Genomic DNA, 16,070 nt, shown 5'->3' on the forward strand with positions numbered 1-16,070 from the left:
ATCCAAGTTGCCGGCGGAATGCTCATTCTCCTAGTGCCGATCGGAAACCTAGGTTCGCCTTATGGTCAAAGAAACACCCTCCACCCCGATCCCCTCGAGCCCGAACGACCCCTCGCGCATCGTGCTCCCCCCGGTGCCAGCCGAGCTAGTGGATGCACCGGTCGCGGCGTGGTCCGAGTCGATCCTGATCGACACCTACCTGCCACAGAAGCCGTCCGACTACCCCGCCTTCCTCGATCGACGCGTCTACCAGGGCTCCTCAGGGCGGGTGCACCCTCTCCCGTTCCACGAGAAGATCTCGGCGCAGAAGGCGCCGCACCTGTGGGAGGCGATCCACCTCGAGAACGCGTGGATCCGATTGGTGATCCTGCCCGAGCTCGGCGGGCGGATCCACATCGGCTACGACAAGGGTGCCGATTACGACTTCTTCTACCGCAACAACGTCATCAAGCCGGCGCTCGTCGGACTCGCGGGCCCCTGGATCTCGGGCGGCGTCGAGTTCAACTGGCCGCAGCACCACCGCCCGGCCACCTTCCTGCCGATGGACTGGGAGATCGAGCACGAGGCCGACGGCGCCGTCACGGTCTGGTGCTCGGACCACGACCCGTTCGCCCGCATGAAGGGCGCGCACGGCATCCGCCTTCGCGCGGACTCGACGGTCATCGAGGCGAGGGTCCGCGTCACGAACCGCACCGAGGACCCGCAGACGTTCCTCTGGTGGGCGAACGTGGCCGCGGCCGTGAACGACGACTACCAGGTGTTCTTCCCCACCGACGTGCATGAGGTCGCCGACCACGCGAAGCGGGCCGTCACGACCTATCCCGCCGTGGCCGACCGCTACTACGGCGTCGACTACCCGGCGCAGGTCTCTGCCGATCGGCCCGACGGCGACCGGCTCGATTGGTACCGGAACATCCCTGTTCCGACCTCGTACATGATCCTCGACACCGAGGACGACTTCTTCGGCGGTTACGACCATGGCCGTGGCGCCGGCTTCGTGTCCGTCGCGGATCACGGATTCGCGCCGGGCAAGAAGCTCTGGACCTGGGGGAACGCACCCTTCGGCTGGGCGTGGGACGACAATCTCACGGATGCCGACGGACCGTACGTGGAACTCATGGCCGGTGCGTTCACCGACAACCAGCCCGACTTCTCATGGCTGGCGCCTGGGGAGACCAAGACGTTCAGCCAGCACTGGTACCCGATCCGCGAGATCGGACCGGCCCATCAGGCGAACCTCGACCTCGCCATCCGCCTCGACGTGCAGCGACGGGAAAACGGCACCGTGGTGCGCCTCGGCGTCGGCTCGACCCGGGATCGGGATCGGGTCGTCGTCGAGCTGCGCGACCGCAGCTCCGGCTCTGTGTTGTCCCGCCGCAGCACGGCGATCAGCCCCGACCGCCCATACCTCGCCGAGGAGGCCCTCGATGGCGCCTTCGAGACGAGCGAGATCCTGCTCGTCGTCACCGGCGACGACGGTGACGAGCTCATCGGCTTCGCCCACCGGGCGGATGCCGCGCATCGTCCGATTCGGCCCGCGGTCGAGCCGCCGGCTCCAGCCGAGGTGGGCTCGGTAGAGGAGCTCTTCCTGATCGGCCAGTACCTCGAGCAGTACCGGCACGCGACCCGCAAGCCGGAACCGTACTGGCGGGAAGCCGTGCGTCGCGACCCCGGGCATGTGGGCTCGCATGTCGCGCTGGCCGGCACCCTCGGGCGTGCTGGGCTCCTTCAATCTGCCGAGGACCACCTGCTGCTGGCGGTCGACCGCCTGACGACGTGGGTGCCGAACCCCGCCGACGGCGAAGCGCATTACCGCCTCGGGGTGAATCTCGTCCGGCAGGGGCAGGACACTCGCGCCGTCGCCGCACTCACCAAAGCGATGTGGACGGCAGCCTGGCACGCACCCGCCGGGTACGCGCTCGCCCGTATCCAGGCGCGTCACGGTGAGCTCTCCGTGGCGCTCAAGACGCTCGACGCCGTCCTCGCCGGAGGCGTGCACGGACAGGCAGAGGTGCTGCGCGCGCACCTCCTCGGTCGAATCGGGCGTCTTGACGATTCGGTGGCGAGCGCCGAGCGTGTTCTCGAACGCGATCCGCTCGACCAGTGGGCGCGTGATGTCGCCGGTCGTCCGCTGTCGCATGATTCCGGAATCCTGCTCGATGTCGCACTCGAGTACGCCGCGGCGGGTTCGCACCTCGATGCACTGCGGATGCTCCGGCTCGCATCCGAGGCCGCTCCCGCGACGGCAGACGGCCAAGTCCAGACCGGCGCGCTCATCCTCTACCACCGCGCGGCGATCCTCGACCGGATCGGTCGCACTGAGGAGGCTGCCGATGCGCGGTCGCAGGCCCGTACGAGCCCCGAGCACAACACCGCGGCATCCAGGTTGGAGGACGTCGACGCGCTGCTGGTCGCGCTCGATGCGGATCCGACGGATGCCCGTGCGGCGCTCATGCTCGGAAACTGGACCTACGACCGCGGTCGGCACCACGACGCGATCGACCTGTGGAACCGCTGCGTGCAGCGGAAGCGGTCCGCAGCCGACGGCGACGACGACGACGACGCGTGGATCCGCGTGGTCGCGCACCGGAACCTCGGCATCGCGGCCTACAACGTGCTCGCCGATACCGAACTCGCGTTGGAACACTTCGAGGCCGCCCGTACCGCGGCGCCCGACGACGCGAAGCTCTTCAGCGAGTACGACCAACTGGTCGAGCGTCTGGGTCGGAACGCAGCCGAGCGGCTCTCCGCGCACGAGGCGAACCTCGGGCTCGTCCTCGAACGAGACGATCTCGGCATCGCAAATGCGACTCTCCTCATCGAGTCCGGCGACTCCGGCCTCGCTCGGGAGCGACTTCTCGCGCGTCGTTTCCAGCCGTGGGAGGGCGGTGAGGGGCAGGTGCTCGCGGCCTGGGACGCCGCCAACCTCGCCCTGGCGGAGCAGCGCCTCGACGCAGGCGACGCCGACGGCGCGCTGGGCTTCCTTCGCAGCGCTCTCGAACCGCCGACGACTCTCGGCGAGGCGAGGCACCCGCTCGCGAACTGCGCCAGGATCCACTGGCTCGTCGGCTGCGCCGCCGACGCCGCCGGAGACCGCGCGATCGCCGAAGATGCTTGGGACCGTGCGGCGTCCTCGGACGGCGATTTTCTGGACATGAGTCCGAGCTCATTCAGCACGCAGACGGAGTACACGATCCGTGCGCTCCTCAAGGTCGGACGCAGGACTGAGGCGGCGACGCAGCATGCTGCACTCGGGGCATTCATCGACCAGCTTGCCGCCACTCCTGCGTCGATCGACTACTTCGCAACGTCGTTGCCGACCATGCTGCTCTTCCATGAGGATCCGGCGGACGCCCAGGCGGAACGAGTCAGCGAGTTGCGGGCCGCGCACGCGCGGCTCGCCGAAGTGCTCGGCCACGAGGGGCAGCGACGCGACGAGGGAATCGCCGAAGAATCGTGACTCCGCGCGCGCGGCTGCTCGGCCAGGCCTCAGGATTGGCCGAGCGGCTGCGCGCGCGGTACATCGGATAGCTGGCGAGCTCATCCCGCCGGTCGAAGACGTGGCGCCTCCGGTCGTTAAACCGACACGCACCGTGGACCTGATCGTCGACCCTGGTTTGGGTCGAATCTGTGCCATTAATGTGCCATTAAATGCGCGAAAACGAACTGAAACCAACTGTGACCGTTTCGAAGAATCCCTGATCAGCGCGATATCATGTCCTTAAGAATTGAGCGAAAATGGCCCAGGCTCACTGAAAATCGAAAGGTCACCGGATCGATGCCGGTCGGAGCCACCAGTAAACCCCCGGGTAACCGGGGACTTTCTTTCTTCCGCCGCTCGTGCGCCACGGCCCGGCGAGTCACGCAGGAACGGCGCCGCGAGCTGACTCGCGACGCCGTTCCTGCGATGCGCGGCAGATCAGGCCGGCGTGAGCGGCCCGATCTCGAGCACGCTCGAGCCGTCGGCGCAGACCTCCAACGGGGCAGTGGCGACGACGCCGGGACCGGCACCGTCTGACGTGACATTCGCCCGCACGTGGTCGGCAGTGGTCGCCTCGCAGCTCGATGACGTGGGGGTGAGGGCGGTGCCGACCACGACGGCGGCGTCTCCGTTCGCGATGACGAACGGCTCGCCGTCCGTTCCGACCGCCCACGACGAGCCGATCCGGGCTCCGTCGGCCGACTCCACGACCAGTCCGGGCCATCCCCACATCGCGCAGGGCGTGTCGCTCATGTTCGTGAAGACGAACTCGAATGCCGACGCACCATCGGCCGAGAGGTCGGGCCGCGAGACGAACTCGAGCGCCAGCTGCTCGTCCTGGCACTTGGCGGGATGCGGCTCCGGCTCGGGCTGCGGCTCGGGCTCCAGCTCCGCGGGCGGGGTCACCTCGCCGGGCTTGCCGTGAAGCGCCGTCAGTGGCCCGAGCCACAGCGTCCAGGTGCCGTCGGTGCAGACCGGAAGCTGCACATCGTCGACGATGCCGCCGCCCGCGCCGTCCGACGAGATGTAGGCGCGCAGATGGTCGGAGGTCGCCTCGGCGCACCCCGTCGCGGCGGGCACGTCGGCCGTCCCCTCGGCGACGGCACGGCCGCCGTTCGGGGGCAGCACGGCCGGCTTGCTCGTCGTTCCCGAGGCGAGCGCCCATGTCAGAGTCGCACCGTCGGCGTCCTCCGCGACGAGACCCGGCCATCCGTCGAGCGAGCACGGCTGCGACGCGATGTTCGTGAACACGAGATCGAAGGCGTCCACCCCTGACGTCGAGCGGTCGGGACGCTCGACGTAATCCATGCTCAGCTGCGCGTCTTCGCAGCGAACGGGCCCGGTCATCGCGGCGCGGTCGTTCTGGTCCACTCGAGCGGCTGCCTGGCCACGATTCGCGTTCGCCGCCCGCAGGGCGGCGCTGGTCGCGCGGGCATCGGCAGTCACGACGTCATCTGCCGCCGAGGGCGCGGATGCCGCGGCTGCGGCCTTCGCACCGCCGGCGTCGAGCGCGCCGGCGACGAGCGCCGAACCGCCGGTGAGCGCCACCGTCAGCGCCACCCCGACGAGTGTTTGGAACATCACCCTCTTGGTGTACATGTCGTTCCCTTCTGCGCCGCCCGATCAGGCGGCTCGAGGGGGACGCTAGCATATGGGCAGATATCTTCCTATAGAAGAATCGAGATCTTCTCCCCGATCGACCGATATCTTCCCATACAGCCCGACCGATATCTTCCTATACAGCCCGGCGATATCTTCCTATACTGGCCCCATGCCACGCAGACGAGAAGGCCGACTGGTCGACCTCGAGGTCGACATCCTCGGCGCGGGTATCGAACTCCAGGTCGAAGACGGCGACTTCTACGGTTTCGCCCTCGCCAAACGCATCGCCGACCGCTCGGGAGCCTCGGCGCTCACGGCGCACGGCACGCTCTACAAGGCGCTCGGCCGTCTCGCCGAGCGCGGTCTGGTCGAATCCGAGTGGGAGGATCCCGAGATCGCCGCGGCCGAAGGCCGCCCACGACGACGGCTCTACCGGGTGACCGGCGCCGGCGCGGCGGCGTGCCGCGCCGAGACCGAACTGCGCACCGCGCCCGTACCCAGCCCGCGATCGGCGTTCGCATGAGCGACACCACGCTCGAGCCCGAGGCCGCGCGCCAGGGAGTGCCCGACGGAGCACTCGCACTCGAGGCATCCGCTCGCACGCGGCACCCCGCTGCCGGGCGCATCGACGCCGTCGTTGTCGGCTGGTGCCGCTGGTACACCGCCGACCTGCCCGACGAGGTCGCCGCCGAGCGTCGGGCCGAACTCGCCTCAGACCTCTTCGAAGAGCGAGCGCACGCAAACGCATCCGCATCCGCATCCGCATCGATCCTCGGCCGAGCGATCCGCGGCATCCCCGCCGACCTCGCCTGGCGCGGTGCGCGCCTCCGGCGAGTCGCGCTCGGTGCACCGCCGGGCACCTTCCCGCTCGCGATGCCGGCGCTCGCGCACCTCGCCGCGCTCGCCCTCGTGGCCTGGGGCGTGTTCGTCGTCTGGCGGGTCGCCCGCAGCGTGCTCCTCGGCGACTGGCGCGGCGCGGCCGACGTGGCCGAGCTCACGGTCGTGGGTCTCGTGCTCGCCCTCCTCGGCTCGTGGCTGCTCGTGGCCCTGCGACGTCGTGGCTTCGCGGGGCTCGTGCTCGCGGTCGCGGCCTATCTGCTGATCCGCTTCGGCATGTACGCGCTCGTGGAGACGAGCGTGACGCTCACGGCGTTCTACTCGTCCTCGACGGCGCAGATGGTGCTGCTGAACCGGGTTGCGACGGGTGCGGCGGCGCTCTTCTTCCTCTCGATCGGGGCTTGGTGGGCCGACCCCAAGACCGTGCCGACGGCATCCGCCGAGCCGACTGGAGCGTCGCGATGAACCTCAGACGATTGACCGCGCCCATCGCCCTCGGCGGCCTCGTCGTGTGCGCCGTCGCCGTCGGGCTCACCGTCGCGGGCGCGTACGGGTTCACGCCGTTCGAGCTGCCGAACGACGCGGCATCCCGGACGGCCGTGACCGGCGGCGGCGACCTCGCCGCCGCGAGCGCAGCGGGCACGGCGACCGACGACGGCGTGATCGTCGAGGCGTTCGACTCGCCGCTCGAGTCCGACGAAGACCGCTCGGAGTACATGGGCCGCGAGCAGGTCATCGCCGAGTGCATGGGCTGGCAGGGCGTCGAGTACCTGCCCGCCGCGCCCTGGCTGAATCAGGACAGACAGCCACGAGGCCTCAGCTTCGAGCAGTCGGTCATCTGGCTCAACGCCTACTACGGCGAGGCGCGCGACGGTTGGGCTGTTCCGGCGTCGGATTGGCAGCGACGCGGATGCCTCGGGGTCGGCGATCACGCGGTCGCCGTCGCACGGGCAGCCGGCACCCCGCTGTCGGCACCGCTACCCGAGCCCGACCCGAACGCGCTGACCGAGGAGGAGGAGCTCACCGCCTTCTGGGGGGTGATCGAGTCGTGCATGGCCGAGGCGGGTTTCGGCCTCGACGACGACGGCACGCCGGCGTGGGAGCTCGCGATGTACGGCGACACCGGCGCCGGGGCCGCCTACCGATGGGAGGAGGCTGGCTGCTCGGGCTACGCCACCCACGCCACCGGCAACGACAACATGCACTGATCGCGCACACCCGGAACACCCGCGCCGACGGTCGAGTGCACCGCGGGACATCCGCCCTACTGCAGCGCCGACGTCAGCCGTGCCACTCCGTCGAGGAACGTTGCGGTCGCCGGCTCCTGCCGCCACTCCTCGAGCGTGAGCTCGCGGCTGATCGAGCGGTACCCCTCCTCGACCTCGCGCATGTCGCGCACGAACGAGGCGCCGTGCACGAGCATCGAGATCTCGAAGTTGAGGTTGAACGAGCGGATGTCCATGTTGCTCGAGCCGATCACCGCGACGTCGTCGTCGACCGAGAGGTGCTTCGAGTGCAGGATGTACGGGCCCGGGTACTGGAAGATGCGCACGCCCGCCTCGAGCAGCGGCGTGTAGTACGAGCGCTGCGCGTGCCACACCGAGCCCTGGTCGCCGATCTCCGAGACGAACAGTTGCACGTCGAGGCCGCGGTAGCGGGCGGAGGTGATCGCGTACATCATCGCCTCGTCGGGCACGAAGTAGGGGCTCGTGATGATCACCCGCTCCTGCGCCGAATTCACGAGCGAGAGGAAGAGCCGCAGGTTGTTCTCCTGCGCGAACGACGGACCGCTCGGCACGATCTGGCAGACGAGAGCACCGGCCCCGCCCTCGGCCCGGGCCTCGGCGGCCGGTACATGGGCGGTCTCGAGCAGCGACTCGCCCGTCTCCATGTACCAGTCCGAGCAGAAGACGGCGTTCACGGATGCCACGACCGGGCCGGTGACGCGCGTCACGAGCTCCTGCCACATGAGTCCGCGCTTCTGGTTCTTCGGCGAGTCGTAGTCGCGCGAGATGAGGTTCTGCGAGCCGGTGAACGCGACCCGCCCGTCGACGACGACGAGCTTGCGGTGGTTGCGCAGGTCGGGCCGCTGGAATTCGCCCTTCAACGGGCGGACCGGCAGCATGTAGTGCCACTCGAGCCCGATGCGGTCGAGTTCGGCGGCGGTCGCGTCGCTCACCGTGACGCGCCGCGAGGCGACGTGGTCGGCGAGGAGACGCACCGTCACGCCGCGCGCCACCGCGCGCTCCATCGCGGCGAAGAACCCGCGGGTCGTCTCATCGAAGGCGACGATGTAGAACTCGATGTTCACGAAGCTCGTGGCGGTATCGATCTCGGCGGCCATGCGATCGATCGAGGCCTGGTAGTCGCCGATGAGTTCGGCGTCGTTGCCCCCGACGGCGGGCAGCGCGGCGAGCACCCGGCTCTGCTCGGTGATCGAACGGAACGCGGCGGGCCACTCGGCCTGCCCTTCGACGGGCGGGAGATCAGCGGTGCGCGCGGCGATCTCGGCGTCGATCTCGCGCTGGCGTTCGACGCGCTGCTTCGGCAGACGCACGTTGCCGATGAGGAGGTAAAGCGCGACCCCGATGAACGGGATGAGGAAGACGGCGAGCAGCCACGCCATCGCGGCGGTCGGCTTGCGATCGCGCGGGATGACGATGAGCGCGACGATGCGGATGGTCCAGTCGGCCACCACGAGCGCGACGGTGGTGACGACCGCGGGGTCGATGTTCATCGGTGCGCACTCCGGGCGATGTCGATGTGCATGGTCCTCCTCGAACGGCGCCGCCCGTCGGCCGATGCGCCGGAGGGTCGGAACAACGATAGCGGCGACACGCGATGCCGGAGGGGACCGGCTCAACTCACGGGCCGGACCCGTGAGTCGAGCATGGCCCGCAGCCGCTCGACGTCTCGCCGGTACATCGCCGCGTGCCCGGCGAAGTCGTCGCGGCCCGTTTCGACGGCCCTCGCCTCGGTGAACGCGGCGAGGTCGTCGAGATGGTCGGCTGCGGCCGCCAGCACCTCGCCGACGCCGTACGGCAGGTCGTACGCGACGATCAGGCGCCGAACCCTCGTGATCGGATCCTCCCCCTCGGAGGTACGTCGGGCGTCGTAGCCCTCGGCGTCTTCGGCGATCGGCGCGAGCCGGTACGCGAGATACCCGAGGTCGCGCAGGCGCGGCCCCGGAGCCGCGAAGTCGAAGTCGATGAGCCCGGTCACTCGCCCGCCGTCAACGACGAGGTTGTACGGCGCGACGTCGTTGTGGCACACGACCTCGACGGGCTCGCGCACCGGCGCGCGCCAGATGCGCCCCGGTTCGGTCGCGAGGGCGACGGATGCCTCGTGCACGCGCCGCAGCAACCGACCGGCCTGATCGAGCACGGAACTCGACCACAGCACCTCGGGCGGAGCATCGACGAGCATCGTGCCGGGCAGGAACCCGAGCACCTCGCGCCCGGCGGCGTCGAACCCCCGCACTTCGGGCACCTCGCGCATGCCCGCCGAGCGGAGGGCGGCGAGGAGCGTGTGCACCGCCGGCGTCCAGGGCCCGGCGACACGGCGCACGGTGTCGCCGATCCGCACGACGGGCTCCATGTTGCCCCCGGAGAGCTCGGTCTCCTGGGGCTCGTCCGCGGCATCCACCCCACCACTTTGCCAGAGCCGCGCGACCGTCTCCCTTGTCGGAGCGTCGACGGTCGGCGAGAATGCGACGACGAGTCACGTCGCCGAGCGAACGCGAAGGAGCACTATGACCGACGAGCACCTCCCGCGCCGATTCCAGATCGATCTGCCGTCGGATCGGGCGCAGGGCGTCTTCGCCGACTTCGCGCGGGTCTGGCACACACCGAACGTCTTCGTCATGGACTACGTCGCACTGACGCAACCGCCCGCCACCGTCGAGGACGCCGACGGGACGCGGGCGGTTGCCGTGCCCGGTCAGATCGTGAGCCGGATCCGCATCCCGCCCGAGCAGGTGTTCGAACTGGCGAAGGCGCTCACCCAGCAACTCGAGGCGTGGGAGCAGGAGACCGGGCGCAAGCCTCCCGAGCGGCCGCTGTTCGACGGCTGACCGGCGCGAAGTCGACCCGGGCTCAGTGCTCGGCTGGCTCCCACTCGAATCCGTCGGGGTCGATCGCCGCTGCACGGCCGCCGACGAGGACGAGGCGGTGCGAGCCCGACCCCTCCGCGGGGACCCCGGCGTCCTTCGCGAGCGGGCCGCGGCGGTAGAGGCCGAGCTGGATCGCCCCCTCCGGGTTCGCGAACTCGACGTAGCTGCGGCCGAAGCTCTTGCCGACACTGAAGCCCTGCTCGACGTAGAAGCGCTTGCTCGCGAGGATGTCGTCGGCGCCGATCAGCAACACGATCCGGTCGATCTCGCCGGTGTCGGGGCCGGTGTCCTTCTTCGCGGCGGTCGCGATCTTCCAGACGCTGCCGTCGGGCGCCTGCACGACGCCCCCGAAGCCCCACATCGACTTCGCCGCGGGCTTCACGAGGGTGCCGCCGGCGGCGACGGCCGCGTCGACGATCCGGCGCACGGCGGCCGGCTGAGAGACGAGGAGCGAGGCCATGAAGCCGCGGAAGCCGGTGGACGGCGAGTCGGCCGCGCGGACGCGGAGGCGGCGACCGAGCCCGAAGGCATCGGCGTAGAAGCGCTCGGCGGCGGCCGGGTCGGCAGCCTCGATGACGATGGAGTCGATGGCGGTGGATGCGGTTCTCGTGTTCATGTCGATCACGCTATTTCCGCGGCCCGCCGGGCTGCTTCTCGATTCCTGACCGATCGCCGGGCTCAGCCCTGCGTCCACTCCAGCAGCCGCTCGACCGGCCAGGTCGTGATGATGCGATCGGCCGGCACGCCGTTCGCCTCGGCGCGGGCCGCGCCGAGCTCGAGGAACGAGAGGTGGCCGGGCGCGTGGGCGTCGCTGTCGATCGAGAACAGGCAACCGGCGTCGAGCGCGAGCGCGATGAGCTCGTCGGGCGGATCCTGCCGTTCGGGGCGCGAGTTGATCTCGACGGCGACGTCGTGCGCGGCGCACGCGGCGAACACCGCTTCGGCGTCGAAGGTCGACTGCGGCCTGGTGCCGCGCGCACCCTCGACGAGCCTTCCGGTGCAGTGACCCAGCACGTTCAGCTGCGGGTCGGCGATGGCGCGAAGCATCCGTGCCGTCATCTCGGCGCCTTCCATGCGGAGTTTCGAGTGCACGCTGCCGACGACGACGTCGAGCCGGCCGAGCATCTCGGGCGTCTGGTCGAGTTCGCCGCCCACCAGGATGTCGACCTCGATGCCGCGCAGCAACCGGATGCCGGGCACCCGCGCCTGCACTTCGTCGATGAGCGACTGCTGCTCGGTGAGCCGCTCGGCGCTGAGCCCGTTCGCGACCCGCAGGCTCGGCGAGTGGTCGGTGACCGCGAGGTACTCGAGGCGCAGCGCCTCGGCGGCGCGCGCCATCACCTCGAGGCTCGTCGTGCCGTCGGACCAGTCGGTGTGGCTGTGCAGGTCGCCACGGAGTTCGGCGCGGAGTCCGGCGACCTCGCCGGTCGGGGAGAGCCCGGCGTTCGCGCGAAGCGACGCGAGTCGTTCGGGCACCGTGCCCGCGGCGGCCTCGGCGATCACCGTGAAGCTCGAGTCGCCGATGCCCGGCATCCGCCTGAGTCGCCCGTCGACGACGCGCGCGGCGACCTCGTCGGGCGCGAGCTGCCGGATGGCGTCGGCGGCCTTGCGGAACGCCTTCGACTTGAACGCCGAGGCGCGGTCGCGTTCGAGGAGGAACGCGATCTCCTCGAGTGCCGCGACCGGATCCATCCCCCCATTGTGGCGCGACGTTCGGCGCGCCGCGAGTGTCCGATCGTCACGGGAGTTGACAGCGGCATCCAAACCTCGGTATATCTATACCCCCTAGGGGTATTCAGATCGAGAGAAGGAATCAGACCATGTCCACCTCCACCGCACCGGCACCACGCCGGTGGCTCGGCCTCGCGCTCATCGCCGCGGCCCAGTTCGTCGTCATCATGGACACGTCGATCATCGGCGTCGCCCTGCCCGACATCCAGGCCGAACTCGGCTTCACGCCCGAGTCGCTCTCGTGGGTGTTCAACGCGTACGTCGTCGCCTTCGGCGGACTGCTGCTGCTCGGCGGCCGGCTCTCCGACGTGTTCGGCGCCCGACGCGTGTTCATCGCCGGCTGGGTCACCCTCGCGCTCGGCTCGGTGCTCGCCGGCGCCGCGTCGAACGTCGGCCTCGAGATCGCCGGCCGCGCCGTGCAGGGCGCCGGCGCCGCGCTCATCGCCCCCGCCGCGCTCACCCTGCTGATGGTGCTCTTCGGCGGCACCCCCGAGCTCCCCCGCGCCTTCGCCGTCTACGGCGCCGCTGCGCCGATCGGCGGAACCGCGGGCGTGTTCCTCGGCGGCGTGCTCACCGAGTACGCGAGCTGGCCGTGGGTGTTCTACGTGACCGTGCCGATCGCCGTGCTCGTCGTCGCACTCACCCCGCTCGCGCTGCCCGCCGTCCGCGGCGGACGGGGTGCGGTCGACCTCGCCGGTGCGATCACCGCGACCGCCGGCCTCGCGGCCGTCGTCTACGGCGTGGTGCGCGCACCCGAGGTCGGTTGGGGTTCGATCGAGACGATCACGGCGCTCGTCGCCGGTGCCGCCCTCCTCATCGCATTCTTCGTGATCCAGGCCAAGAGCCGCCAGCCGCTGCTGCGACTCGGCATCTTCCGAGCTCCGCAACTCGGCGCGGCGAACCTCGCGCAACTCCTGCTCGGCGCCGCGTGGGTGCCGATGTGGTTCTTCCTGAACCTCTACCTGCAGCAGGTGCTCGGCGCCGGCGCGTTCGCCTCGGGCGCCGCGCTCCTGCCGATGACGGCCCTCATCGTGATCGGCATGGTCGCACTCGCCCCGCGGCTCCAGGCGCGCTTCGGCGCGAAGCCGCTCATCGTGACGGGCTTCGCCCTGCTCGCGGTCGGGCTGGGCTGGCTCGCGTTGGTTCGCCCCGATGGCAGCTACGTCGCCGATGTGCTGCCCGCGTCGCTCGTCGCCGCCCTCGGCATGGCGCTCGCCTTCGTGCCCTCGCTCGGCACGGCGATCGGCGCCGCCCGCCCCGAGGAGACGGGTGTCGCCTCGGGCCTCGTCAACACGAGCTACCAGATCGGCTCGGCGGTCGGGCTCGCGGTGCTCACCGCGATCAGTGCCGCGGTCACCGCAGGCGGGTCGGATGCCACGGCGCTGACGAGCGGGTTCTCGGCGGCGTTCCTCGGGGCCGGCATCCTCGCCCTCGCCGGGCTCCTCGCCGCCGCGGTCCTGCTGCGCGGGGCCCGCGCAACGGCCGCATCATCCGGCACCGACACCGCGGCGCGAGCAACGGTCGACGCCTGATCGGCACGTGCGGTCGCCTCGGCGTTCGCACGCCCGAGTGAGGTTCGCGCCCCTGAGCGAGACTCGAACTCGCCTCAGCGGCGCGAACCTCACTCACTCGTGCTGGGGTCGACCGGGCGGCGACTACAGCTCGACGACCGTCATCCCCGATCCGGTCGAAGCGGCGCCCATCGCGACGAGGGCATCGGGCACCTCGTCGAGTGCGATGCGCCGACCGACGAGCTCGATCGGCCGGAAGTCGCCCGAGGCGACGGCCCCGAGCATCGACGGGTACTCGTGCGCCGACATGCCGTGGCTACCGAGGATCTCGAGCTCACCGGCGATGACCGCGTCCATCGGCATCGCCGAGAGCGCCGAGTCGCCGACCATGAGACCGATCTGCACATGGCGGCCGCGTTTCTTCAGGCTGCGCACCGAGGCGAACGAGGTCTGGCTCGAGCCGAACGCGTCGACCGAGACATCCACCCCGCCGCCCGAGGCGTCGATGATGCGCTCGGCGGCGCCGTCACCGCCCTGCACCGGCACCGCACCGAGCTTGGCGGCCGCGGCGAGCGCGGCGTCCGAGACATCCACGCCGTAGACCTCGACGCCGGCGGCGACGGCGATCATGATCGCCGAGAGGCCGACGCCGCCGCAGCCGTGCACGGCGATGCGCTCGCCCGGCGCGAGTCGGCTGCGCGAGACGATCGCGCGGTAGGCGGTCGCGAAGCGACAGCCGAGCGAGGCGGCCTCGACGAAGCCGAGCGAGTCGGGCAGCCGGATCAGGTTGAGCTCGGCCTCGTCGATCGCGACGAATTCGGCGAACGAGCCCCAGTGGGTGAAGCCCGGCTGCGACTGGTGGTCGCAGACCTGCTCGTTGCCCGAACGGCACTCGGCGCAGCGGCCGCACGCGCAGATGAAAGGTGCGGTGACGCGGTCGCCGACCTGCCAGCCGCTCTCGACCGAGACCTCGGAGCCGAGCGCCGTGATCTCGCCCGCGAACTCGTGGCCGGGCACGTGCGGCAGGGTCACTCCCTCGTCGTGCCCCATCCAGGCGTGCCAGTCGCTGCGGCACACGCCCGTGGCGCGCACGCGGATGACCGCACCGCGCGGCGGGCAGACGGGCTCGGGGACTTCGGCGAGTTCGGGCCGGGCGCCGAATTCGGTGAAGAGCACGGCGCGCACAGGGGTCCTCTCGGTTCAGGCGGGCCCGTCGGGTCGGGCCGGGATGCCGCGTGGCCGGGCGGCCCCCTCACCGCGCCGCGTGCGCGACATCCGTGAGCCTACCTGCACCGCGGCGAACGCGGTGCACGCGACGCACGCGCCGGGCGGAGACCCGGTCGCCGAGGGTCAGGGGCGCGGGCAGGTGAAGTAGGTGGGCGTCGAGGCGTCGCCGCGGGCGATGGCGTGATCGGCCATCGGTGCCGCGCAGATCGGGCATCTCGGGTTCGCGGGCGGAACGTACGGCGCCTCGGTCACCCCGACGCCGATGCCGACGTCGGCGGGCCCGGTGATCGGGTAGATGGCCGCGCTCAGACGATTCCAGAAGCCGGGGCGACCCTTGTACGGGTTCATCGTGCTGCTCACGGTCTTCAGTGTACTGATTGTTAGTACACTAATCAATCACGCGGTGCCGGCGCGGTCGACAGCGGCGCGATCGACACCGGCACGGCCGTCGCCTGCTTCCCGGGGCGCCGGGGTTCGGCGTACCAGTGGTCCTCACCACGAGGGCACGAACACGCGAGCGCCACGGTCTCCTCGATCGTCACCGCGCGAAAGAACTCGCGGTGCGGAATCTGAACTGCACGTCGTCGTCGCATGGCCTCGGAGCTCCCGTCGGACGCACCCCGTCGGCGTCCCTCATCCGAAGAGACCGATCGACGTGCCGATCATGACGCCGTTCGCCGAAATCGGTTCAGAGCTGCGAACCCGACACGGCGAAGGTGTCGCACGCTCCTGCGCCCTGTTCGAAGCCCGTCTCGAACCAGCGCACCCGCTGCTCGCTCGTGCCGTGCGTGAAGGTGTGCGGGTTCACCTGTCCCTGGGCGGCCTGCTGGATCCGGTCGTCGCCCACGGCGGCGGCGGCGCTCAACGCGTCGCGGTACTGCGTCTGGCTGATCGGCTGGAGGAACGGGACCCCGCTGTCGTCGGGAACCTCCGAGGCGTCCGCCGCCCACGCCCCCGCGAAGCAGTCGGCCTGCAGCTCGACCCGCACGGCGCTCGACGCGGGCCCGGTCTGGCCGTCCTGTGCCCGCTCGAGGATGCCGAGCACGTTCTGCACGTGGTGGCCCCACTCGTGGGCGATCACGTACATCTCGGCCAGCGGTCCGCCGTTCGAGCCGAAGCGCTGACGCAGTTCGTCGTAGAACGTCACGTCGATGTAGACGGTCTGGTCGGGCGGGCAGTAGAACGGCCCCGTGGCCGAGGAGGCGTTGCCGCACCCCGTCGTCGTCGCCTGGTCGAAGAGGATGAACGCCTGCGGGCCGGCGTAGTCGAAGCCGAGGTCCACCGACTCCCGCTCCCAGTACTCCTCGAGCGACGCCGAAGCGCCCTGCATGCGGCACTCGACGTCCTCGTTCGCGTCGGCGCCGGTCTGGCAGTGCTCGAGGGAGGAGTCGCTCGCCGCCGGAGCACCGCCGCCGCCGCCGCCGAGGAGGCCCGTGAGGTCGACCCCCAGGAACTGCGAGAGCACGAACAGCGCGACGACACCGAGGCCGCCGCCGACGGCGATGCCCGTGTTCCTTCCGCGCTTGGAGGCCTTGCCGCCGCTGATGTCCGCCTCGGGATTGAACGTCAT

General features: G+C 70.4%; 14 protein-coding genes. 6 read left to right on the forward strand and 8 right to left on the reverse strand.

Annotated features, from left to right (window positions below):
* Positions 1–61: 61 nt before the first annotated feature.
* A complete protein-coding gene (locus H516_RS18285; RefSeq protein ID WP_084620341.1) occupies positions 62–3,460 on the forward strand; it encodes a tetratricopeptide repeat protein in 3,399 nt (1,132 codons plus the stop codon).
* Positions 3,461–3,919: 459 nt separating this feature from the next.
* Here H516_RS18285 and H516_RS0104485 read toward each other — a convergent pair whose 3' ends face one another.
* Positions 3,920–5,080, reverse strand: a complete 1,161-nt coding sequence (locus H516_RS0104485; protein ID WP_022888521.1) for a DUF4232 domain-containing protein — start codon at positions 5,078–5,080, stop codon at positions 3,920–3,922.
* A gap of 172 nt (positions 5,081–5,252) precedes the next feature.
* On the opposite strand from H516_RS0104485, the gene H516_RS18290 reads away from it, so the two are divergent.
* Genes H516_RS18290 through H516_RS0104500 form a run of 3 tightly spaced genes read left to right on the forward strand, consistent with a single transcriptional unit; the run spans position 5,253 to position 7,128 of the window.
* Positions 5,253–5,606 (forward strand): PadR family transcriptional regulator, encoded by a 354-nt coding sequence (locus H516_RS18290; protein ID WP_022888522.1) that lies wholly within the window; start codon positions 5,253–5,255, stop codon positions 5,604–5,606.
* Positions 5,603–6,385: a hypothetical protein gene (locus H516_RS0104495; RefSeq protein ID WP_022888523.1), complete on the forward strand. Its 783-nt coding sequence runs from the start codon at positions 5,603–5,605 to the stop codon at positions 6,383–6,385. Before H516_RS18290 ends, H516_RS0104495 begins: the two co-directional genes overlap by 4 nt.
* Complete coding sequence (locus H516_RS0104500; protein ID WP_157432143.1) at positions 6,382–7,128, forward strand: hypothetical protein; 747 nt, start codon at positions 6,382–6,384, stop codon at positions 7,126–7,128. Before H516_RS0104495 ends, H516_RS0104500 begins: the two co-directional genes overlap by 4 nt.
* Positions 7,129–7,184: 56 nt before the next feature.
* Here H516_RS0104500 and cls read toward each other — a convergent pair whose 3' ends face one another.
* The gene (cls, locus tag H516_RS0104505; RefSeq protein WP_022888525.1) at positions 7,185–8,657 is read right to left on the reverse strand and encodes a cardiolipin synthase; all 1,473 of its coding nucleotides are present in this window, start codon (positions 8,655–8,657) and stop codon (positions 7,185–7,187) included.
* 122 nt (positions 8,658–8,779) lie between these two features.
* Positions 8,780–9,565 carry a phosphotransferase gene (locus H516_RS0104510; protein ID WP_022888526.1) on the reverse strand — a complete coding sequence of 262 codons (786 nt, stop codon included), beginning with the start codon at positions 9,563–9,565 and terminating at the stop codon, positions 8,780–8,782.
* Positions 9,566–9,671: 106 nt separating this feature from the next.
* Between H516_RS0104510 and H516_RS0104515 the strand changes: the two genes are divergently transcribed.
* Positions 9,672–9,992 carry a DUF3467 domain-containing protein gene (locus tag H516_RS0104515; protein ID WP_022888527.1) on the forward strand — a complete coding sequence of 107 codons (321 nt, stop codon included), beginning with the start codon at positions 9,672–9,674 and terminating at the stop codon, positions 9,990–9,992.
* A gap of 22 nt (positions 9,993–10,014) precedes the next feature.
* On the opposite strand, the gene H516_RS0104520 is transcribed toward H516_RS0104515, so the two are convergent.
* Positions 10,015–10,647 (reverse strand): VOC family protein, encoded by a 633-nt coding sequence (locus H516_RS0104520; protein ID WP_026378424.1) that lies wholly within the window; start codon positions 10,645–10,647, stop codon positions 10,015–10,017.
* 62 nt (positions 10,648–10,709) lie between these two features.
* The gene (locus tag H516_RS0104525; RefSeq protein WP_022888529.1) at positions 10,710–11,723 is read right to left on the reverse strand and encodes a PHP domain-containing protein; all 1,014 of its coding nucleotides are present in this window, start codon (positions 11,721–11,723) and stop codon (positions 10,710–10,712) included.
* 128 nt (positions 11,724–11,851) lie between these two features.
* On the opposite strand from H516_RS0104525, the gene H516_RS0104530 reads away from it, so the two are divergent.
* Positions 11,852–13,294, forward strand: coding sequence for an MFS transporter (locus H516_RS0104530; RefSeq protein WP_022888530.1), 1,443 nt, complete (start codon positions 11,852–11,854; stop codon positions 13,292–13,294).
* A gap of 123 nt (positions 13,295–13,417) precedes the next feature.
* Here the strand turns inward: H516_RS0104530 and H516_RS0104535 are convergent, their stop codons facing one another.
* From H516_RS0104535 to ypfJ, 3 genes are all read right to left on the reverse strand, one after another.
* Complete coding sequence (locus H516_RS0104535; RefSeq protein ID WP_022888531.1) at positions 13,418–14,458, reverse strand: zinc-dependent alcohol dehydrogenase family protein; 1,041 nt, start codon at positions 14,456–14,458, stop codon at positions 13,418–13,420.
* Between the two features lie 165 nt (positions 14,459–14,623).
* Positions 14,624–14,860, reverse strand: a complete 237-nt coding sequence (locus H516_RS18295; protein WP_022888532.1) for a hypothetical protein — start codon at positions 14,858–14,860, stop codon at positions 14,624–14,626.
* Positions 14,861–15,188: 328 nt separating this feature from the next.
* A complete protein-coding gene (ypfJ, locus tag H516_RS0104550; protein ID WP_022888534.1) occupies positions 15,189–16,070 on the reverse strand; it encodes a KPN_02809 family neutral zinc metallopeptidase in 882 nt (293 codons plus the stop codon).

Origin of the sequence: Agromyces italicus DSM 16388, from assembly GCF_000421545.1 — a bacterium.
Lineage (GTDB): Bacteria > Actinomycetota > Actinomycetes > Actinomycetales > Microbacteriaceae > Agromyces > Agromyces italicus.

Bases quoted from the DNA above. Each gene is read 5' to 3' on its own strand.
- H516_RS0104520 (WP_026378424.1), bottom strand. From the start codon at position 10,647: ATGAACACGAGAACCGCATCCACCGCCATCGACTCCATCGTCATCGAG.
- H516_RS0104530 (WP_022888530.1), top strand. From the start codon at position 11,852: ATGTCCACCTCCACCGCACCGGCACCACGCCGGTGGCTCGGCCTCGCG.
- H516_RS0104525 (WP_022888529.1), bottom strand. From the start codon at position 11,723: ATGGATCCGGTCGCGGCACTCGAGGAGATCGCGTTCCTCCTCGAACGC.
- ypfJ (WP_022888534.1), bottom strand. From the start codon at position 16,070: ATGACGTTCAATCCCGAGGCGGACATCAGCGGCGGCAAGGCCTCCAAG.
- H516_RS0104495 (WP_022888523.1), top strand. From the start codon at position 5,603: ATGAGCGACACCACGCTCGAGCCCGAGGCCGCGCGCCAGGGAGTGCCC.
- cls (WP_022888525.1), bottom strand. From the start codon at position 8,657: ATGAACATCGACCCCGCGGTCGTCACCACCGTCGCGCTCGTGGTGGCC.
- H516_RS18290 (WP_022888522.1), top strand. From the start codon at position 5,253: ATGCCACGCAGACGAGAAGGCCGACTGGTCGACCTCGAGGTCGACATC.
- H516_RS0104515 (WP_022888527.1), top strand. From the start codon at position 9,672: ATGACCGACGAGCACCTCCCGCGCCGATTCCAGATCGATCTGCCGTCG.
- H516_RS0104485 (WP_022888521.1), bottom strand. From the start codon at position 5,080: ATGTACACCAAGAGGGTGATGTTCCAAACACTCGTCGGGGTGGCGCTG.
- H516_RS18285 (WP_084620341.1), top strand. From the start codon at position 62: ATGGTCAAAGAAACACCCTCCACCCCGATCCCCTCGAGCCCGAACGAC.
- H516_RS0104500 (WP_157432143.1), top strand. From the start codon at position 6,382: ATGAACCTCAGACGATTGACCGCGCCCATCGCCCTCGGCGGCCTCGTC.